The sequence below is a fragment of the Streptomyces sp. MK7 genome (genome assembly GCF_032658145.1).
GTDB lineage: Bacteria > Actinomycetota > Actinomycetes > Streptomycetales > Streptomycetaceae > Streptomyces > Streptomyces spiralis.
This window is the reverse complement of record NZ_JAVACL010000039.1, coordinates 35301-53753: the sequence shown is the minus strand read 5'-3', so window position 1 is coordinate 53753 and position 18453 is coordinate 35301. Positions and strand designations below refer to the sequence as shown.

The window sequence follows — 18453 nt, the reverse complement described above, 5'->3', positions numbered from 1 at the left end:
TCCGGGAACCCGCGGTCACGGCCGGAGTCGCGCGAGGAAGCGGCGCTGTCAGGGAACGAGGACGATCCGGCCGCGGACGCTGCCCTTGGCCATCGCCTGGTAGGCATCGGCGGCTTCGCCGAGCGGCGCGACGGCGTGGACGCGAGGCGCCAGTTCTCCCGTCGCCGCTCGTGCGAGCAAGCGGGCGAGAAGCGCTCCGTCGGGATGTGCGAACAGGACCTCGACCGCGATGCCGCGCTCCTCGGGGAGCCGCGAGGCCGGCTGGACGCCGACGAAACGGCCATCGTCGCGCACCGCCCGAAGGGCGTGCTCCTGCAGGGCTCCGGCGTCGGCAACGGCGTCCCAGCCCCACCCGGGTCGGGTGGCGAAGTCGGCGCCGATGCCCCGGACGAACGGTTCGTCGGCCGCTCGGGCCATTCCGGTCACCTGCCAGCCGCGGTCCTGGGCGAGTACGGCGACGTGCGCGCCCACCGCACCGGCCGCGCCGGTCACCAGCAGGCGCCGAGCCTTGCTCGGCGCCTCACCGAGGAGGTTCACGAGCTGGGCTGCGGCGGTGGCGTTGAGCGGCACAGTCGCCGCCTCGACCAGGTCCATGCTGTCGGGGACGACGGCGGCATTGCCGGCGGCGACGACGAGGTGCTCGGCATGGGATCCGTGGTCGCGGTCGAAACCGTCGATGAACCCGGCAACACGGGTGCCGACGGGCAGCTCGGCGCCGGGTCCGGCAGCATCGACAGTGCCGGCGAAGTCCCAGCCGAGACCGGTGTAGTCCGGCTGGTGGACGAGTCCGAGCCGGTGAAAGACGCCGTCGGCCACCCCGAGGTCGACGGGGTTGATAGCCGCGGCGGCGATCTTGACGCGGATCTCCGCCGGCCCCGGCTCGGCCAGGGGGACGTCGATGATCTCGATCGAGCGGGGACCGGACGGAACGCGGACCACGGCCCGCCGGGATGTCGCCTGACTCATGTCATCTGCTCCTTGGTGGATGTCTTGTGAGGTGGTCTTGCACTTGCTGTTGTGCAGCACCACCATGGGGTATGTACTTCCCAAGGGAAAGTAGGCACCTAGAAGTGCGTAAGTCACTGAATCGGAGGTGGGTCGTGCCGACCAGCACCGCGTCGCAGCGGCGGGCCGAAGCCAAAGCGGAGTACGACGCATTCCTCGCGGAATGTCCCAGCCGCCGGCTCCTGGAGCGGATCTCCGACAAGTGGGTCGCCCTCGTGCTTGCCGCCCTGGGCGGGGACGGCCCGCGCCCCGGGGCTGCCTCCGGCGACGAACCGCGGCCCATGCGCTACTCCGAGCTGTCACGCCGGATCTCGGGCGTGAGCCAGAAGATGCTGACGCAGACGTTGCGTTCACTCGAGCGCGACGGGATGGTGACCAGAACCGTGACCCCCACGGTGCCCGTCACCGTCACCTATGAGCTGACCGATCTCGGTTGCTCGCTCCAGGGAGTCATGCGGGGAATCAAGGAGTGGGCGGAGGACCACATGGAGGAGGTCCTCACCCGCCGCGATGGCTACGACCGCCGGCAGAGCGGCGCCGCCGACTGACGGTCGCTCTTCCCCTCCTCTGGCTCCTCTTCCGATGCGAACGGTGGCCAGAAGCTCGGCAACAGGTCAGGCGCGACGAAAGACAGGGGGTCGTCTGGGTCTGCCTCGTCTCCTCGAGTGGCGTGAGCGCATCGTTGAGCACCGGCCTCTCGGTGAGATTCCCCCGTCCTGGCCTCGGAGGCCCTCGGTCCTGCTCAGCATCCACACGTTCTCCGCCAGGGCGTTGTCGAACGAGTCGCCGACCGAACCCATGGACGCCTGACGCGCGCCACGCTTCAGGAACGGGTGGCGGTCGCGCAGCCGTTGCCCGTGGACGTCGTGCCGTTGCTCATGCCGATCGGCCTGCTGCGGTCGTACGGATCGATCCGGTGGGCAGCGTCGGCGGGCTGGTCATCGGCGGTGCCGAAGGGCGGCACGAAGTAGCCGGTGAGGCCGGAGCACCCGCCGTTGGTCATGTCGAGCGCGTACGAGACGAGGGACATGGTGTTCGCTCCGGTGATGACCTTGGCCGGGTCGTCCCAGCTCATCACCACCTTGCGCCGCACTATCGTACGGACCACCTCGGCGTTGCGCCCGCTGTCGCCGGCCGCCGGGGTGACCGGGTACACGAAGGTGACGTCCGCTGTCACCTCGACTGCTCCCCTCCCGGTACGTGAGCCGGCCGCGGGCCTTGACGACGTCACCGACCAGCCTGGCCTGCTCCGGCCGGAAGCGGCTGAACAGCAGCAAGGGATCCGTCTCAGGAGTGGCCATCACCGTCGCCGGCTTCACCCAGGCACAGGCACTCTCGCGGCACACCGCCGAACCGGCGTCAGCGTCACGGCCGTTCGCCGCGGACCGCAGCGGATCCGTCCTCGGTGAAGGCGCCGCTGCCATGGTGCTCGAAAGCGCCGAGCACGCCGGCGCCCGGGGCGCACGCGTCCACGCGGTGCTCGCGGGCGCCGGCATCGCCGCCGACGCTCACCACATCACGGCGCCCGCTCCCGACGGCTCCGGTCAGATCTCGACCATGCGGAAGGCCCTCACGCAAGCCGGCTTGGCTCCCGAGCAGATCAGCCACATCAACGCCCACGCCACCGGAACTCCGGTCGGCGACGTTGCCGAGGCGCACGCGATCGGGGAGGTCTTCGGCCGCGCCACCGTGACAGCCCCCAAGGCGGCGCTCGGCCATCTCTTCGGCGCCGCCGGCGCGCTCGAAGCGCTCATCGCCGTCCTCGGTGTGGAGCACGGCATCATCCCGCCGACGCGCAACATCACCACGGCCGGCGTCGGTCCCGGCATCGCTCTCGATGTCGTCGCAGAGCGACGAGACGTCCCCCAGGAGGCCGTGCTCAGCAACTCCTTCGGCTTCGGCGGACAGAACGTCTCACTCATCGTCACCGGCGTACGGCACCACCCGTCCCGTACAGCCTCGACCGCACCATGAGGCGCGCGAACACACCTCCTTGGCCTCGGCGCTCTCCTCCGCCGCCGTGCTCATGGCGTCGTACCCGCAACCGCGAAGAACGAGTGCCGGTGAGCCGGGCACACGTGTCCGCACAGCGCGTTGAAGCAGGAAGCCCCGGAAGGGTCCGACGGCCCAGGCCGGAATCCCCGGACTTCCGGCCAGGGAGCACGTCAATGGAGTGCTGCGGGACATGGCGGACCCCCCGGTGCAGACGAACGGGTTTGCCTAGAGCACGAATCCGTGCGGGAACGGATCGCTCGGGTCGAGCAGGTAGTTCGCGGTGCCGGTGATCCACGCCCGGCCGGAGAACTCGGGCACGACGGCGGGCACGCCACCCACCTCGGTGGTGTCGACCAGGCGTCCGGTGAAGCGGGTGCCGATGAAGGACTCGTTGACGAACTCGGTGTGCAGCGGCAGCTCCCCGCGCGCGTGCAGCTGTGCCATCCGCGCCGAGGTGCCGGTACCGCACGGCGAGCGGTCGAACCAGCCGGGGTGGATGGCCATGGCGTTGCGGGAGTGCCGGGGAGTGGAGTCCGGGGCCAGGAACTGCACGTGCTTGCAGCCGGTGATGAGCGGATCGACCGGGTGCACCGGCCGGTTCCGCTGGTTGACCGTCTGCATGATCGACAGTCCGGCGGCGAGGATCTCGTCCTTGCGGGCCCGGTCGAACGGCAGGCCCACCTGGTCGAGTTCGACGACGGCGTAGAAGTTTCCGCCGTAGGCCATGTCGTAGCGGATGTCTCCGAGGTCGGGCACCTTCACGGTGGCGTCGAGTTCGAGCGCGAAGGCGTCCACGTTGCGCAGGGTGACCTTTTCGGCTCGGCCGTCGCGGACCGCGACCCGTGCCTCGACCAGGCCCGCGGGCGTGTCGAGGCGCACGGTGGTCTCCGGTTCGGTGACCGGGACCATCCCGGTCTCCACCAGGACGGTGGCCACACCGACGGTGCCGTGCCCGCACATCGGCAGGAATCCGCTGACCTCGATGTAGAGCACGCCCCAGTCGGCGTCCGGGCGGGTCGGCGGCTGGAGGATCGCGCCGCTCATGGCCGCGTGGCCGCGTGGTTCGTCGACCAGGAAGCGGCGCAGTTCGTCCAGGTTCTCCACGGCGTGGCGGCGGCGTTCGGCCATGGTGGCGCCGGGGATCGGCCCGACGCCACCGGTGACGACGCGGGTGGGCATGCCCTCGGTGTGCGAGTCGACCGCGCTGACGGTACGGACGGACCGCATCAGGAAGCCTCCTGGCTGAGGGAGGCGATGGCGCGGGCCATGTCGGTCTGGACCTGCTCGCGCAGCTGCGGGGTCAGCGGTCCGCGCGGCGGGCGGCAGGGGCCGCCGAACCGGCCGACCTGCTCCATGCCGAGCTTGATGGCCTGGACGAACTCGGTGCGCGAGTCCCAGCGGAAGGCCGCGACCAGCGGCTCGTACAGGGCGCGGGCCTCGGCCAGCTTGCCGGCGGTGGCCAGGTCGTGCAGGCGGGCCGACTCCGCAGGGAAGACGTTCGGGAAGCCGGCGAACCAGCCGGTGGCGCCCATCAGCAGGCTCTCCAGTACGACGTCGTCGGCGCCGCTGATCACCTCCAGTGCGGGCGCCTGCTCCTTGATCTCCAGAACGCGCCGGACGTCACCGGAGAACTCCTTCACCGCGACGACGTTGTCGATCAAGGAGATCTCGGCGAGCAGGTCAGGGGTGAGGTCGACCTTGGTGTCGATGGGGTTGTTGTAGACCATCACCGGCAGGCCTACGGAGGCCACGGCCTCGATGTGCGCCAGGATCTCACCGCGGTTGGCGCGGTACATGGTCGGCGGCAGGCACAGCACGCCGTCCGCGCCGTCCTCGGCCGCGACCTCGGTCCAGTGCCGGGCCTGGTGCCAACCGACGCCGTGCACGCCGACGACCACTTCCCCGAGTCGCCGAGCGCCTCGACTGCGGTACGGGCAACCCTGCGGCGCTCGTCGTCGGTCAGGGAGGAGTACTCGCCCAGCGACCCGTTGGGGCCGACGCCGTGGCAGCCGTTGTCGACCAGCCAGCGGCAGTGTTCGGCGTACCGGTCGTAGTCGACGGCCAGGCCGGCCGGGGCGGAGGCGTCCTCGCGGTACGGCAGGGCGGTGGCCACCACGACGCCGCCGAGGGACAAGTGCTGCTTCTCGGTGTCGCTCATGAATACTGCTCCGTCTTCGTACATCGGGGGTCGGATTCGGTGCTGTCGGGGATTGGTTCGGGAGCGGCGGCCAGCTCGCCGAGCCGGATGGGCTGGGCGATCGGCCGGTGGTGAGGACCGGCCGCCGGAAGGCCCTCGGCCGGGTGCTCCGCGGGCCGCCCGGTCAGCCGGGCGCTGAGCTCGGCGACCGTGGGGCCGCAGATGCGGCCCTGGCAGGGGCCGAGACCGGCACGCGTCTCAAGCTTGGCGACCCGCGCGCCGCGGCTCGCCGCGTTGTCGGCGGCCCGGCACAGCGAGGCGTAGTCGGCCTCCTCGCAGCGGCAGACGACCGTCTCGGGACGCAGCCACTCGGGCCACGCCGCACCGATGGGGTGAGCGCCCGCCAGCCGCTCGGCGAAGGCCCGGCCCTGGTCCCGGCTGCGCCGCAGCGGGCGCAGGGCGGGGGTGTCCGGGGCGCCACCGGCGGCGAGCCATCCGGCGAGCGCGCCCTGCGCCCGTGCGGCCGGGGCACCCGCGATGCCGGTGATCTCACCGGCCGCGTACACGTTCGGGCAACTGGTGCGCTGGTCGTCGTCGACGACCACGAACTCGCCGCCCGGTGCGCTGCGCAGCGTGCAACCGGCGGCCACGGGCAGCTCCAGTTGCGGGCTGAAGCCGTGGCTGACGCACACCGCGTCGACCGGGGCCGTGCGCTCGGTGCCGGGTACCACCGACCAGTCGGCACGCAGCCGGGCGGTGACGACCTCCTCCACCCTGCCGTCGCCGCGTGCCTCGACGACCGTCCGGCCGACGCGGCAGGGCACCCGGTGCCGCAGCAACAAAGCGGTGTACTCGGCGAGTTCACCGGCCCTGCCACCGTATGCGGCCAACTGCCAGGGCCGCTGTGCCCAGCCGCGGGCGAGGGTGCCCGCCGTGTTGGCCTCCAGCACCTCCAGGACGCGGGAGCCTGCCCGAAGCAGGGAGGCGGCCACCGGCAGCAGGAAGGGTCCCGTACCGGCCACCACCACCCGGTCGCCGACGACGACCCGCTCACCCTTGGCGAGCGCCTGCGCGGCGCCGGCGGTGAAGACCCCGGGCAACTCCCAGCCGGGGAACGGCAGGACGCGGTCGTGGGCGCCGACGGCGAGCACCAGCGCGTCGGGGTCGAGACTCAGCCGGCTCCTTCCGCCGCCGTCGGCCGGGCCGCGCACCACGTGCACCCGCGGGACTCCGGGCTCTTTCGGGTCCGGGCGTTCCAGGGCCCAGACGGAGGTCTCGGGCCACCAGGCGCACCGTGGGTGGGTGAGCACCCGGCGGCGGCGCCGGTCGAAGGCCCGCCGGCCGTGCCGGCGCCGCTCGGGGGGAGCGGCGCCGCAGGCCTCGGGCAGCATGCGGTGGTACTGGCCGCCGGGCTGGTCCGCCGAGTCGATCAGCGTGACCCGGGCGCCGGCCCCGAGCGCGGCCTCCGCCGCGGCCAGACCCGCGGGTCCCGCACCGACCACGACCACATGGCGCGTCGTCACCTGTCCTCCTCTCCCGTCCGGCCGAGGTGCTTTCGGTCCGTGGGGCCCGTCGTCCGGCCGGTCTCCGGCCGCCGGTCCTGTGTGGTCACCACGTCGCCGTCATGGGCCCGGCGGCGGCAGGCTCGGACGTCGCGCTCGCCGCCCACCGTCACCAGACAGTCGAAGCAGACGCCGATGCCGCAGAACACTCCGCGAGGTGCGCCGGAGGGTCCCCGCCGCCAGGCCAGGCGGCCGGAGGCGAGCAGGACGCCCGCGATCGTCTGGCCCGCGATGCCGTCGACGGGTTCTCCGTCGACGGTGATCCGCAGCGGCCTCTCCTGCCGTCCGACGGCGTCGGACTCGGCGCGGACACGTCTGGGGCTCATGCCGTCTCCTCATGTGCGGGGGCCGGGCGGGCGCCCAGCACGGCGGGGCGGTCCACTCGGAAGGGGGTCGTGTCCATCTCCGTCGGCTGACCGAGCATCAGCTGGCGCAGCAGCCGTGCGCTGCCCACCGACAGACCGATGCCGGCGCCCTCGTGACCGCCGACGTGCCAGAGACCGCTCAGCCGTGGGTCGGCGCCGATGACGGGCAGGTGGTCGGGGACGTAGGGCCGGAATCCGCCGTAGGCGCGGATCACCGGGACCCCGGCCAGTGCCGGGAACAGCCGCAGCGCCTTGGCGGCGACGGCCGAGAGCACCGCGGGGCGCAGCCGGTCGTCGAAACCGACGCGGCGGCGCGAGGAGCCGATGAGCACGCTGCCGCCGCGGGTGGACTCCACCACCGCCGAGGTCTGCAGGCCCTGAGTGCTGCTGCCGACGGCTCCCACGTAGTCCGCGTCGTAGACCTTGTGGAAGACCATCGGCGGCAGGGGAGTGGTCACCAGCACGTCGCCGCGCCGGGGCCGGATGTCCACCGGGGCACCCAGACGCGTGGCGAGCTCGCCGGACCAGGGGCCCGCGGCGTTGACGAAGCAGTCCGCCTCCAGCAGGCCGGTCGAGGTGCGGACCGCGGTGATCCGTTCGCCGCGGGTGAGCGCACCGAGCACCTCGCAGCCGGTGCGCAGGGTGGCGCCCGCCGCGAGGGCTTCGGTGAGCAGGGCGGCGGCCGCGGCGGCCGGCTGCACCTGGGCGTCCTCCGGGTAGCGAACGGCGGCGGCGTGGTCACGGGTGACGTACGGTTCCGCCGCGGCGAGCGCGTCGGCGTCGAGGATCTCGGTGTGCACGCCCGCCGTGCGCTGGCCGGCGGCGAAGCGGGTCAGCTCGCGGGCTCCGGCGTCGGTCGTCGCCACGACGATGCCGCCCTTGGGCTCCCATTCCACCGCCCGCGCCGCGTGCGCGGACCGCTCGGCGGCAGCCGCGAGCACCTGCGGCCACAACCGCCGGGACAGCTGGGCGAGTTGCAGCTCGGGACCCGGACCCTTGTCGGAGACGAGCACGTTGCCCTCGCCGTGCGCCGTGGTCGCCGACGCGGCGGCACCGCGCTCGACGACCGTGACCTCGAATCCGGCCAGGGCCAGCTCGCGAGCACAGGCACAGCCGACGATTCCGGCACCCACAACCACTGCCGACGTTCCGTACATTGAACTCCCCGTTCGTCAAACCGAACGACCGGAAACGTATGACCGGACAGGAGGACTGTCAACGGTCACGCCGAAGAGAGTTCAGCGGCCTTGCCGCGGCGAGCTATCCCTCCGCCGGGCGGGTAGCGCCGAGTCCGGTGTCGGACAGGTGGAGCCGCTGCTCCGCCCGGTACTGCAGCAGCAGGACCGAGCGCACCTCGCCCTCGAGCGCCGTGTAACTGTGCGGCCGCGACGCGTCGAAGCGCACATAGTCGCCCGGCCCCAGCTCCACCTCGTCGTCCTTCACCCGCACACCGAGCCGGCCGGCCTGCACGATGGTGTGCTCAGTGCCGACATGGCCGAGTGACTCCTGCCGGCGCCCGGCCCGTACCCGCTGATCGAAGACCTCGATGACGGCATCACCGGACTCGATCCGCTGCAGCGGTCGCAGATCCACGCCCTCGCCGCTGAGCACCTCCGTCTCCGCGGCGCGCACCACTGTCAGCTCACCGGCCGGCCGGGTGTCCAGCAGGTCCGAGATCGGCACCTCGAGCACTCTCGAGAGGCTGAACACCGTCTCGATGGTGGGGTTGCCCGTTCCGGATTCCAGCTGCGACAGGGTCGCCTTGCCGATCTTCGAACGCCTGGACAGCTCGGAGAGTGACAGCCCCCGCTGGGTCCTGGCCCGTCTCAGATTGGCCGCCAGCATGCTCCGGACCGAACCCTCGGAGACGCTCACAACCTCACCCTTACCTCTCTGCTGTCGTTCGGTATAGCGTACGAGCACTGTGGCGGTGCGTTCGTCACACGGATCAGGATGGGGCTTTCTCCCGCAGTGCACCACCTCTCCCAGGGCGTACGCGATCGCGATGGTCAGTCCCGCCGCTGGTCCCGGCTACGTCACCTCGAAGGGCTCACGCCCCGTGTGAGCTCGGCCAGGGAGATCGGTGAACCGAGGATCCGCTCGGCCGCGCGATGCCCTGAGCGGAGCGCGCCGTGGACAGTAGCTGGTTCGCGCCCCCAGGTCGCTTCTCCCGCAAAGTGGAGTACGCCGTCGACGGGTCCTGCCATCGCATCGTGATCGTCGTGCGAGGAGCCGACGGCGACGTAGGAGTACGAGCCGAGGGCGAGGGGGTCGACGCCCCAGCGTGTGATCCAGTGCGCCACGGGCTCGGGGACGGAGTCGCCGTAGATCTTGCGGAGGGCGCCGAGGACCGACGAGACCGCCTCTTCGTCGCTCTTCTGCTCGATCTCCCGCCCCCAGGCGCCGCCGGCGAAGGTCAGCAGCATCGGCTTGCCGCGCCGAATGGGGAAGCGCCGACGCCGACCCGGGTGTCATCAGGCGTGGCCGTGGCCGTGGCCGTGGCCGAGCTGGGCGAGGGCCAGGTCGAGCATGTCGGCGAAGAAGTCCGCGGCGGTGGAGTCGATGCACAGTGGCGGCTTGATCTTAAGGATGTTGAGGTGATCGCCGGTGGGCTGGACGATGACGCCGAGGTCGAGCATGCGGTCGCAGAGCTCGGCGGTCTCCTCCGTGGCCGGTTCCAGGGTGGTGCGATCCCTGACGAGTTCGAGGCCGAGATAGAGGCCCGTGCCATGGACGGCGCCGATGATGCCGTAACGGTCGGCCAGTGCTTCGAGCCGGCGCTTCAGACGGCCGCCGACGCGCACCGCGTTGCCCTGGAGGTCCTCGTCGCGCAGGGTGTCCAGGACGGTGAGGCCCACGACGCTGGAGACCGGGCTGCCACCGGTGGAGGAGAAGAAATAGCCCTGATCGCGGTAGCGATCGGCGACCTCCTTGGAGGTGATGACGGCACCGAGGGGGTGCCCGTTGCCCATGGCCTTGGCGACACAGACGATGTCGGGCACGACCCCCTGCTGCTCGAAGCCCCAGAACCAGTGCCCCAGACGCCCGTATCCGACCTGCACCTCGTCGGCGACGGCCAGGCCGCCGTGACGTCGAACGGCCGCGTACACCTGGGCGAGATAGCCGTCGGGAAGGGCGACTCCTCCGGCGTTGCCGTAGAAGGTCTCGCCGATGAACGCTCCCGCCGGGCGGTCGGAAGCGGCCAGCTCGTCGATCACCGCGACGGCCTCGGGCCCGTACCGCACGGCATCGGCCCCGCGGTGGCGGCCTCGGTAGGAGTTGGGCGAGTCCACCGTGTGCACCCAGCTCGGGCGGGTGGCCAGGGCGTTCGGGTTGTCCTGGAGAGAGGTGGAGACCGCGTCGGAGGCGTACGTCCAGCCGTGGTACGCCTCGCGCAGTGCGACGACGTCGTGGCGGCCGGTGGCGCCGATGGCCAGCCGAAGACCCAGATCCACCGCCTCGGAGCCGGAGTTGACCAGGAACACCGTGTCCAAGGGGTGGGGAAGGAGGCCGGCGAGGCGTTCGGTGAACTCCACCACCGAGGCGTAGTGGAAGCGTGAGTTGGTGTTGAGCCGTCGCAACTGCCGGGAAACCGCCTTCTCGACCCGGGGGTGGGCGTGGCCCAACGGGGTGACGTTGTTGACGATGTCGAGGTACGAGCGGGCCTCGGTGGACAGCAGATGGTGGCGCCAACCACGCTCGATACGGGGAGGGTTGGCGTAGTAGTGCTCCTGCACGGTGGCGAACGCGGCGTCGCGCCGGTCCAGCAGGTCCCTCTCGCGCGTACGGTCGGAGCCGGCGAGGAGGCCGAGGAGCGGGGCGGGGTCGGCGGTGAGCGCGAGCCAGCCGGTGGCGTACTCGGGCCGGACCAGGCGCGGGGCAGCAGGGCCGTCGGCGGCGCGCAGCGCGACGTGGACCGAGGCGCCGGAGCCGAGGTGGGCGATGCCCTCACCCGCCTGCACCGTCGCACCGGTGGTGACCACGGGCTCGACCGAGGGGGTGAAGGACAGCGACAGCGCCTGCGCACCGTAGGTGAGTTCCACCCGGCCCGGCGCCGCGGCGAGGACCCTCCCTGCGGCGGGCGCCTGCACCACGGCATCCCGGCCGAGCCAGAGGTCGATTCCGGTGGGCACCGTGGCGGTGGACACCGCTGACAGCGCCGGTGTCCGAGTGAGCCGCGCATGGGCGTACCGGGTGGCGACCGCGGCCGCTCCGTCCGCGAGCGCGGAGGCCGCCAGCCGGGCCTCGGTGCCGGCGTCCATCCAGGCCCCGTCGTCCATGCGATCGCCGTCGGTGGACAGGTCGAGGAGGGTGATGTCGCCGGGGGCGAGGTCCCGCAGGAGAGGGCGCACCGGCGTGTCGGCCTGCGCGGTTCGGGAAGGCACGTCGGCCGTGCCGGTCGCGTCCCTGAGGAGGTGGAGCATCACCGGCAGGGGCAGACAGGTGGCCTGTTCGAATATGCGCCATTCGCGGTCGAGGGCGGCCTTGGCGTAGGCGTTGTCCTCGTCGACGGCGGCCTGCTGCCGTCCGCTGGCCACCAGGACGGCGGCGCGCAGGACCACGAGCGGCCACAACGCCTCCGCCTCCTCGGGGGAGAGCGGCCGGACGTCGTGGAAGGCGCGGACGGCCGGGAGCAGGTGGTGAGGCTCGACGCCGTCGTGGTGGAGCATCGAGGACAGGGACACGGCAAGTTCGCCGACCGCCCAGCTCGTGGTCACGTCACCGAAGTCGATGACCCCGTCCGGCATCGGCGGACGGGCGTCGGGACGGCGGATCAGATTGTCGTCGGTGAGGTCCAGGTGTACGGCCTGCGACGGCAGCGCGGCGGCGAGCCTTTGGACATGTGCCCAGGCCTCGGCGGTCGCGGTCTGGACGGCGGTGCGCCGGTCGGGCTCGTCGATGTGCCCGGCGAGCTTGGTGACGACGCGATCGGCGTGCTGGGGGTCCCACTGGAGCACGCGGTCAAGGCCCGGGTGCCGGAAGTCGCGCAGGGCGGTGCTGACCTTTCCGACGATGGTGCCCATGGCCGCCACGGTGCCGGGGGACAGGTGTCGTGGTCCCGAGAGCGTGCCGCCGGGCAGGTAGCGCAGCAACCGCGCGACGGCCGGACCGTTCTCGGTGTCCACCGTCGTGCGACGCGGGGAGCCGTCGGGGTGGCGCAGGACGGTGGCGATGCGCAGTTCCGGGCGGGCCGCGGCTATCAGGTCGGCTGCGGCGTCCTGAGCCTCGATCTCCACAGTGCCGAAGGCGGGGTTGGCGACCTTCAGAATCGCCGCGGGCCTCCCGTCGTCGATGTGCAGCAGGAAGTTGGCGTCCTGCTGGCTGCCCAGCGACTGTGCGCGAGCGGTGATGCCGAAGTGTTCGGCGGCGATGAGCTCAGCCTCGGCCTGCGCCAGGCGGGGTACGGGAAGGGCGTCCTCGGTGAAGAAGTCGATCGTGCGGTACTCGTCGGGCAGCATGCGGGTTCCTCGGCTGGTGCGGGCAGACAGGGCTGGGACGCTCGGATGCCTCAGTCGACATGCCACAAGAAGCGGTGCGTGTGAATGCCGAAGTAAGGGAAGTTCTCCACGGATGCGACACCCTCGACGGGCCGCACGACGTCGTTGATGAAGTCCAGAAGATCTCGAGGCTGACTGCACACCACCTCCGTGAACAGGTCGAAGCCGCCGGCCGTCAGGACCGTGTACACGACCTCGTCGTGCCGGGACAGTTCATCGGCGACCGCCCGGGGATCGCCGTCGATGCGCAAGCCCAGGAGTGCCATCGTCTGCCGGCCCATGGTCATCGGGTCGGTCACTCCGACGACCTGGACCGCCTTGGTGTCGATCAGCCGCTGCAGCCGGAGCCTTGCTGCCGAGGGTGACAACCCCACCTTCGGACCCAGATCGGCGTACGGGATCCGGCCGTCGACCTGCAGCTCCCGCAGGATGGCCCGGTCGGTGTCGTCCATGCAGCACCTCTCTCCCCTGCGTGAACGGCAGGCAGCATGCTTGTTTCAATCACAATGATGGATCTACACGCTCGATTCAAGTGTCGAGACGATGGAATCGAGCGAATCGCGTGTACGGGCTCTCGTGAGCACTCCAGAGTCCTGACTTTTTCGAACGTGCTGCCGGCGCGCGCGATGCGGCCGGCGGGCGATGCCGTATGCGAGCGGGCGTTCCCCTCGATCCAGTCGCTGCTGTGGGAGCTCGTGCCGGCCGGCGCGGCATCGACGTCACCGACCGCGGCTCACGGGGCGTTCGCATCTGTCACTGGAGCACCTCGGTGCTTCGGCGGGCCCGCGATCACGGTGCGAAGGGGGAACGCGATGAGCAACGCAACAGCGACCAGGAATCCGCTCGACCACAGCGGCCCGAGGTTTCCGACCCCGGTGCCGAGGGTGGTCGCGGCGATGAGGGGGCCGACGGCGGCGCCGACGTTGAGCGCCGCGGTCGCGTATGAGCCAGCCATGGTGGGGGCTCCCGCGGCTTCGTAAAGGACCCGCGTGATCAGGGTGCTGCCCAGCGCGAACGACAGGGCACCCTGGACGAACACGAGGGCGAGCAGGGCGACCGGCCTGTCGGCCAGCATGGCCAGGGTCGGCCAGCCGATGAGCAGCAGCGGGCCGCCGACCGCGATGACCGGGCCGGGGTGCTGGTCGGACAGCCGACCGGCGACGGTGACCCCGGCGAAGGAACCGATACCGAAGAGCACCAGGGCGACAGAGATCCACAGCTCACTGAGCCCGGCGGTGTCGGTCACGACGGGGGCGAGGAAAGTGAAGCCGGCGAAGGTTGCCGCCGTTGACCAGCGCGCCCAGCAGCATCACCAGGATCAGCCTCCGCCGTGCCAGCTGGGCGAGCTCCGCTCGCAAGGCCGGCCCGTCAGTCGCCTGTTCCTTCACACGTCCCGCCGGGACGCCCTTCAGGATGCCCAGAGCTGCAGGCAGGCAGAGGGCGGCGACAGCCCAGAATGTGGCGCGCCAGCCGAGCAACGTGCCGAGCACCGAGCCGCCAGGGACTCCGGCGACCGTGGCGAACGTCGTGCCCGACAGCAACACGGCCAGCGCACGTCCCTTCTTGTCGTGCGAGACCAGCGTGGTGGCAGCCGTCAAAGCGACGGCGAGGAACGCCGCGTTCGCGAGCGCGGCGACGACCCGGGTAGCGAACAGGACCGGGAAGCTGGTGGTGATGGCGCCCACTGCGTGAGCTGCCGCGAAAGCGAGGACGAACCCGAGCAGACTGGAGGGCCTGGGCCAGTTGCGGGCGAGCGCGGCCACAAGGTGGGCGCCGACGATCATGCCGGTCGCGAAGGCCGAGGTGAGCACGCCTGCTGTCCCGACTGTGACGTCGAGATCCGAGGCGATGTCCGGCAGGAGGCCGGCGAGCATGAACTCCGAGGTGCCCATGGCGAAGACCGCCACGGCAAGCAGGTACAGCGGAAGAGGCATCGAGTGGCTCCGAGGTGAGGCGAGGAGAGGCACGAGAAGGACATCTCGTCACCGCGGCCAGCCCCCAAGGACACACCCGCCGACCGCAGCACGCGGCGCGACGACAGAGCTACGAGCTCAGTGATTCAGAGGACTGACGGCATGACCGAAAGCCCCCACCTTGTCTGACTCAGGACTCGACATGGCCCGCACGCTACCCGACTACTCCCCGGCGAGACACCCCGGTTTCACCGAGGCTCGCCTGTGTCACCAACGTCAAGTCCCACAGCCAGCAGCAGTCAGTTTGGCAGTCCTGTGCCTGGCTGGACGTGGGCCCGTCTCCCTGCCTGATCGCCGAGACCGCCATGGAGTTGCTGTCATGGCACAAACTGCTTGAGCGCGCACCCCCGCCTCGGACTTCCGTTCTGGATCAGGCCGAATCAAGCCCCGCTGCCTTTGGGCGGCGAAAACCTTGTCGCATGCCCGAGATCGCAGTCGCGATACCGAACGATTACGGCGATCCTGTCAGGGAGGCGTATCCGGCTTCGCGTACTCGACTGCGCGTCGCTGACCACGCCGGCAGGGAGGCGATGACCATGACAGCGGTACCCGACAAGGCACAGCGACAGCGCGGCGGCAAAACGCTCAGCGGTGCCTCCTTGGCTGCTGGGGCCATGATGACAATCAGCGGGTCGTTCAGCATTCTTATGGGCGTATCCGGAATCGCACAGGACAGCCTGTTTGCCGCCTCGTCCCGCTACACCTACTGGTTCGACCTGACCACCTGGGGCGTGATCCACCTCGTTGTCGGTGTGCTGCTCGTCATCACTGGCCTGGCGGTCTTGGCGGACACGAGCCTGGGCCGCGGAGCCGGTGCGGCGGTGGTGGCAATCAGCCTGATCACCCAGTTCATGTTCGTCCCACACTATCCGGCATGGGCCATTCCCATGATGACACTCGATCTCCTGATTCTGTTCGCACTCACGAGGTTCCATATCGAAGCCAGTGGCGGCCGGTAGACGGAGGGCGAGACGATTCATCTGCGGCAACCAGGACGGTGCGAGGACACTGAACCGAAACTCACAGCGTTTACCTCGCCGGCGTAGCGGGCGTGAGCGCCGGACAAATCCGCCCCCGGTGGACGGCGTGTGCGCCACCGCTTGCACGGTCGCGCGCCGGCCGGAGGTAGATCACTCGCGGGTCGGGGGAAGACGTTCCGAAGGCCCGGGTCGGCCTCATCCACGGTCGCGAGGTCGAAGCCCGCCGGCTGCTGCCCGTGCAGGGCCTCCCGCCCACCAGAGCGGCCCCCAGCGGCCCGCGGACCTTCCGCGCCCTGACTGCCGGATGCCGTGTCAGGTGAAGGGGGTCCAGCTAGCGCGCGGCCCGTGCGCCGGAGAGGAAGAGGGCGATCGCGTCGTCGATGAGCGCCTCGCTCTGAGGTGCTGTGATCCGCCGGGACGTGACGAGCGCCGCGATGCCCTGAACGGTCGCGGACAGCAGCAGGGTGAGCCGGCCCGCGTCACGTGCGTCGTACGCACCCGCTTCGACACCCGAGGCAGGGACAGCGCGTCGGTGCCGCGCTCCCGAAGCACCGCCTCCGCCCGTTCGAGCAGCACGGCACGGAGATTGCCGTGATGGAAAGGCCGATGAGACATGGCTTCATCTCCTCCCCGAGGTGGAGGAGGAGACCGGTGTGGACCTCGGGCTGTCCGCCTTCGCGGTCCTGTCCGACGGCCGGAAGATCGACAGCCCGCGCTTCCTGCGCCGGGCGGAGAAGAAGCTCAAGCGCCTTGGGCGGGAGCTGTCCCGCAAGGTGAAGGGGTCGAAGAACCGGGCAAAGGCTCGTATCAAGGTCGCACGCCAGCACGCGCGTGTGGCCGACCGGCGCCGGGACTGGCACCACAAGGCTTCCACGCAGATCATTCGCGACAATCAAGCGGTGTATGTGGAAGACCTCGCGGTGTCCGGGCTCGGCCGCACCCGCCTCGCCGAGTCCGTGCACGACGCGGGATGGTCCGCGTTCGTCGGCATGCTGGAGTAGAAGCCGGCTCTGCACGGCCGGACCTTCGCCAAGGTGGACCGTGCTTTCCCGTCCTCACAGGTCTGCTCGGCCTGCGAGGACGGGACGGCCCCAAGCCCCTGCGCGTCCGGGAATGGACATGCGACGCATGCGGCACGGTGCACGACCGCGACCAGACACGGGGCGCATCGGCCCTGCCGGTTTGTCCGGCAGCGTCGCGTGTGCAAGCCGGCGCAGCCTCACCGCGTCGATCAGCGTGCCGTCGACGTCGAACAGGACGTACTTCATGCGGCCCGGCCGCCCAGGTTCAGGGGTCACGCTTCGATCATGCCGGGCAGCGGGCAGCGGTCGGCCGATTGCCGGACAGCCCCTAGGCGGGCGGGTGTCGTTCGCTGAGGAGGCGTAGTGCGTGCGTGAGTGCGACGCGTTGGGCGTCGCTGAGTTCTGAGGTCAGCTCTTTGTCCACGGATTGGGCGGCGGCTGCGCAGTCGGAGAGTAGCTGACGGCCCTTGGTGGTAAGGCTGAGGACCTGGCGTCGCCGGTCCTGCGCGTCGCGGATTCGTTCCAGCGCGCCGAGTTCTTGCAGTTGGTCGGCCAGGGCGACGATCAGGCTGGGTGCGACGCCGAGCCGTCGGGCGAGGTCCTGCTGGGACGCCGCCTGGGCCGTGTCCAACGCGGCCAACAAGCCCGCGTGCTTGGGTTTGAGGCCGAGCTCCTCGATGCGTTCGGCGAAGCGGTCGGTGGCGAGGGCGCCGAGGGTGCCCAGGTTGAAGACGACGGTGGCGCGGAGGTCCGCTGCTCCCTTGACATCACTCACGAAGAGAATGATACCTTCTTTAAATCGTTCATTGCTCGAATGATTTTTTGGGGGGAAGCAATGACTGCTTTGGTGGTCGCCAACGCGATCGCTGCGCTCATCAGCGCCGGATCGAGCATCGCGGGTGCCCTGCGCCCTGGAATCGCCCTCGCACACACCGAGCCGGTCACCGCCGGTACTGATATGTACGCCCGGGCGTACGCGGCACGGGCAGTCCCGTTGGGATTGGCAACCGCGGTGGTGCTGCTGGCCGATGCCCGTGCGGCTGCCTGGCCGATGCTGGTGGTCGCAGGCCTGGCCCAGGTGGGGGACTCGGCGCTCGGCGCGCGGCAGCGGAACCTGGGGATGACGCTCGGCGCCGGCGTCTTCGCCGTGCTGCACCTCGCCTCCGCATGGTGGCTTGCGCGATGAGCACGGTGAGCGGTGTCCTGGCGTTCCTGTTGGAGATCGGTGTCTACGCGGCGGCAGGTTGGTGGGGGTTCACCCGACGGGTGCACCTCCTGCTGCGTCTGGTGCTCGCCGTATGCCTGGTGGCTCTGTTCGCCGTTGTGTGGGCGCTGTTCGGCGCACCTTCGGCCGTGTATCCCCTGCACGGGGCGGCGCGTGCCGTCCTTGAGCTCTGCTGGTTCGGTGCCGGGGCGGGAGCATGGGCGGCGGTGAAGGGGAGGCAAGCGGCCCTGTGGTTCTGCGGTGCGTGGCTGCTGTCCACGGCTCTGGAGCTCGCCTTTGCCTAGCCGGGCGTTTCCCCGGGGCGGGCTGTCCGGCACGCAGTCAGGAAAGCAGAAAGTGCCGGTCGGTAGAGCGTCGTGTCGGGTCGAGCTCAGCAGTGCGCCGGCGCGGGCGCCGCTGGTGACCGAGAAGGCCGTCAGGGCACGATCTCGGTGGGAGAGGCCGGCGAAGACCTTGGTGTACTTGTCGTCCGGGATGCGTCGGGGGATCCGCTTGGGAACCGTCGGCCGGTAGCGGTCGGCCTGATCACGCTTGAGACCGTCCGCCGGGTCACGGTGAGCGTTCGGGCGCGGATGTCGTTCCGCGACGACTTCGGGAGCCACCGAGCCCGTAGCAGTGGTTGGCCCACACCCCCACATGGGTGTGGCCGCTGCTGTTTCTGACGCGGTCCGTCACCTGGACGCGGCGTGTG

At 70.6% G+C, this 18453-nt stretch carries 15 protein-coding genes and 4 pseudogenes; 6 read left to right on the top strand and 13 right to left on the bottom strand.

Annotated elements, in window-relative coordinates; all coding sequences use genetic code 11:
• Nucleotides 1-48: 48 nt before the first annotated feature.
• Complete coding sequence (locus R2S09_RS31330; protein WP_306191016.1) at nucleotides 49-966, bottom strand: zinc-binding dehydrogenase; 918 nt, start codon at nucleotides 964-966, stop codon at nucleotides 49-51.
• Between the two features lie 134 nt (nucleotides 967-1100).
• On the opposite strand from R2S09_RS31330, the gene R2S09_RS31325 reads away from it, so the two are divergent.
• Nucleotides 1101-1553, top strand: coding sequence for a helix-turn-helix domain-containing protein (locus R2S09_RS31325; RefSeq protein ID WP_306191017.1), 453 nt, complete (start codon nucleotides 1101-1103; stop codon nucleotides 1551-1553).
• A gap of 275 nt (nucleotides 1554-1828) precedes the next feature.
• On the opposite strand, the pseudogene R2S09_RS31320 reads toward R2S09_RS31325, so the two are convergent.
• Nucleotides 1829-2300, bottom strand: a pseudogene (locus R2S09_RS31320) (hypothetical protein); the annotation flags it as partial.
• A 4-nt stretch (nucleotides 2301-2304) separates the two neighbouring features.
• Between R2S09_RS31320 and R2S09_RS31315 the strand changes: the two are divergent.
• On the top strand, nucleotides 2305-2979 hold the full coding sequence (locus tag R2S09_RS31315) for a beta-ketoacyl-[acyl-carrier-protein] synthase family protein (protein WP_399145083.1): 675 nt from the start codon (nucleotides 2305-2307) through the stop codon (nucleotides 2977-2979).
• A gap of 246 nt (nucleotides 2980-3225) precedes the next feature.
• Here the strand turns inward: R2S09_RS31315 and R2S09_RS31310 are convergent, their stop codons facing one another.
• The 10 genes and pseudogenes from R2S09_RS31310 to R2S09_RS31265 all read right to left on the bottom strand — a co-directional run bounded on the left by R2S09_RS31310 (nucleotide 3226) and on the right by R2S09_RS31265 (nucleotide 14496).
• A complete protein-coding gene (locus R2S09_RS31310) occupies nucleotides 3226-4227 on the bottom strand; it encodes a proline racemase family protein (RefSeq protein ID WP_316744634.1) in 1002 nt (333 codons plus the stop codon).
• Nucleotides 4227-5158, bottom strand: a pseudogene (locus tag R2S09_RS31305) (dihydrodipicolinate synthase family protein). Before R2S09_RS31305 ends, R2S09_RS31310 begins: the two are co-directional and overlap by 1 nt.
• Nucleotides 5155-6660, bottom strand: a complete 1506-nt coding sequence (locus R2S09_RS31300; protein ID WP_316744632.1) for an FAD-dependent oxidoreductase — start codon at nucleotides 6658-6660, stop codon at nucleotides 5155-5157. Before R2S09_RS31300 ends, R2S09_RS31305 begins: the two are co-directional and overlap by 4 nt.
• Nucleotides 6657-7025: a (2Fe-2S)-binding protein gene (locus R2S09_RS31295; RefSeq protein ID WP_306191021.1), complete on the bottom strand. Its 369-nt coding sequence runs from the start codon at nucleotides 7023-7025 to the stop codon at nucleotides 6657-6659. Before R2S09_RS31295 ends, R2S09_RS31300 begins: the two co-directional genes overlap by 4 nt.
• The gene (locus tag R2S09_RS31290; protein ID WP_399145077.1) at nucleotides 7022-8221 is read right to left on the bottom strand and encodes an NAD(P)/FAD-dependent oxidoreductase; all 1200 of its coding nucleotides are present in this window, start codon (nucleotides 8219-8221) and stop codon (nucleotides 7022-7024) included. The genes R2S09_RS31295 and R2S09_RS31290 overlap by 4 nt, the downstream gene beginning before the upstream one ends.
• Nucleotides 8222-8324: 103 nt before the next feature.
• The gene (locus R2S09_RS31285) at nucleotides 8325-8909 is read right to left on the bottom strand and encodes a helix-turn-helix domain-containing protein (RefSeq protein WP_306191023.1); all 585 of its coding nucleotides are present in this window, start codon (nucleotides 8907-8909) and stop codon (nucleotides 8325-8327) included.
• 191 nt (nucleotides 8910-9100) lie between these two features.
• Nucleotides 9101-9490 carry an FAD-dependent oxidoreductase gene (locus tag R2S09_RS31280; RefSeq protein ID WP_316744629.1) on the bottom strand — a complete coding sequence of 130 codons (390 nt, stop codon included), beginning with the start codon at nucleotides 9488-9490 and terminating at the stop codon, nucleotides 9101-9103.
• Between the two features lie 48 nt (nucleotides 9491-9538).
• Complete coding sequence (locus R2S09_RS31275; RefSeq protein WP_316744627.1) at nucleotides 9539-12523, bottom strand: aminotransferase; 2985 nt, start codon at nucleotides 12521-12523, stop codon at nucleotides 9539-9541.
• 50 nt (nucleotides 12524-12573) lie between these two features.
• The gene (locus tag R2S09_RS31270; protein ID WP_306191026.1) at nucleotides 12574-13014 is read right to left on the bottom strand and encodes an Lrp/AsnC family transcriptional regulator; all 441 of its coding nucleotides are present in this window, start codon (nucleotides 13012-13014) and stop codon (nucleotides 12574-12576) included.
• A gap of 281 nt (nucleotides 13015-13295) precedes the next feature.
• Nucleotides 13296-14496: pseudogene (locus R2S09_RS31265) on the bottom strand (Cmx/CmrA family chloramphenicol efflux MFS transporter).
• 458 nt (nucleotides 14497-14954) lie between these two features.
• On the opposite strand from R2S09_RS31265, the gene R2S09_RS31260 reads away from it, so the two are divergent.
• Together R2S09_RS31260 and R2S09_RS31255 are read left to right on the top strand one after the other, a co-directional pair.
• Nucleotides 14955-15494 (top strand): hypothetical protein, encoded by a 540-nt coding sequence (locus R2S09_RS31260; RefSeq protein ID WP_316744624.1) that lies wholly within the window; start codon nucleotides 14955-14957, stop codon nucleotides 15492-15494.
• Nucleotides 15495-16141: 647 nt separating this feature from the next.
• Nucleotides 16142-16869, top strand: a pseudogene (locus R2S09_RS31255) (RNA-guided endonuclease TnpB family protein); the annotation flags it as partial.
• Here the strand turns inward: R2S09_RS31255 and R2S09_RS31250 are convergent.
• Nucleotides 16866-17312, bottom strand: coding sequence for a MarR family winged helix-turn-helix transcriptional regulator (locus tag R2S09_RS31250; protein ID WP_306191029.1), 447 nt, complete (start codon nucleotides 17310-17312; stop codon nucleotides 16866-16868). The pseudogene R2S09_RS31255 and the gene R2S09_RS31250 overlap by 4 nt on opposite strands.
• A gap of 60 nt (nucleotides 17313-17372) precedes the next feature.
• On the opposite strand from R2S09_RS31250, the gene R2S09_RS31245 reads away from it, so the two are divergent.
• Nucleotides 17373-17723, top strand: coding sequence for a hypothetical protein (locus R2S09_RS31245; RefSeq protein WP_306191030.1), 351 nt, complete (start codon nucleotides 17373-17375; stop codon nucleotides 17721-17723).
• Nucleotides 17720-18046, top strand: coding sequence for a YrdB family protein (locus R2S09_RS31240; protein ID WP_316744621.1), 327 nt, complete (start codon nucleotides 17720-17722; stop codon nucleotides 18044-18046). Before R2S09_RS31245 ends, R2S09_RS31240 begins: the two co-directional genes overlap by 4 nt.
• The last annotated feature ends 407 nt before the right edge of the window (nucleotides 18047-18453 follow it).

Bases quoted from the DNA above. Each gene is read 5' to 3' on its own strand.
- R2S09_RS31330 (WP_306191016.1), bottom strand. From the start codon at position 966: ATGAGTCAGGCGACATCCCGGCGGGCCGTGGTCCGCGTTCCGTCCGGT.
- R2S09_RS31310 (WP_316744634.1), bottom strand. From the start codon at position 4,227: ATGCGGTCCGTCCGTACCGTCAGCGCGGTCGACTCGCACACCGAGGGC.
- R2S09_RS31295 (WP_306191021.1), bottom strand. From the start codon at position 7,025: ATGAGCCCCAGACGTGTCCGCGCCGAGTCCGACGCCGTCGGACGGCAG.
- R2S09_RS31290 (WP_399145077.1), bottom strand. From the start codon at position 8,221: ATGTACGGAACGTCGGCAGTGGTTGTGGGTGCCGGAATCGTCGGCTGT.
- R2S09_RS31285 (WP_306191023.1), bottom strand. From the start codon at position 8,909: ATGCTGGCGGCCAATCTGAGACGGGCCAGGACCCAGCGGGGGCTGTCA.
- R2S09_RS31280 (WP_316744629.1), bottom strand. From the start codon at position 9,490: ATGCTGCTGACCTTCGCCGGCGGCGCCTGGGGGCGGGAGATCGAGCAG.
- R2S09_RS31275 (WP_316744627.1), bottom strand. From the start codon at position 12,523: ATGCTGCCCGACGAGTACCGCACGATCGACTTCTTCACCGAGGACGCC.
- R2S09_RS31270 (WP_306191026.1), bottom strand. From the start codon at position 13,014: ATGGACGACACCGACCGGGCCATCCTGCGGGAGCTGCAGGTCGACGGC.
- R2S09_RS31260 (WP_316744624.1), top strand. From the start codon at position 14,955: ATGCCCGAGATCGCAGTCGCGATACCGAACGATTACGGCGATCCTGTC.
- R2S09_RS31245 (WP_306191030.1), top strand. From the start codon at position 17,373: ATGACTGCTTTGGTGGTCGCCAACGCGATCGCTGCGCTCATCAGCGCC.
- R2S09_RS31240 (WP_316744621.1), top strand. From the start codon at position 17,720: ATGAGCACGGTGAGCGGTGTCCTGGCGTTCCTGTTGGAGATCGGTGTC.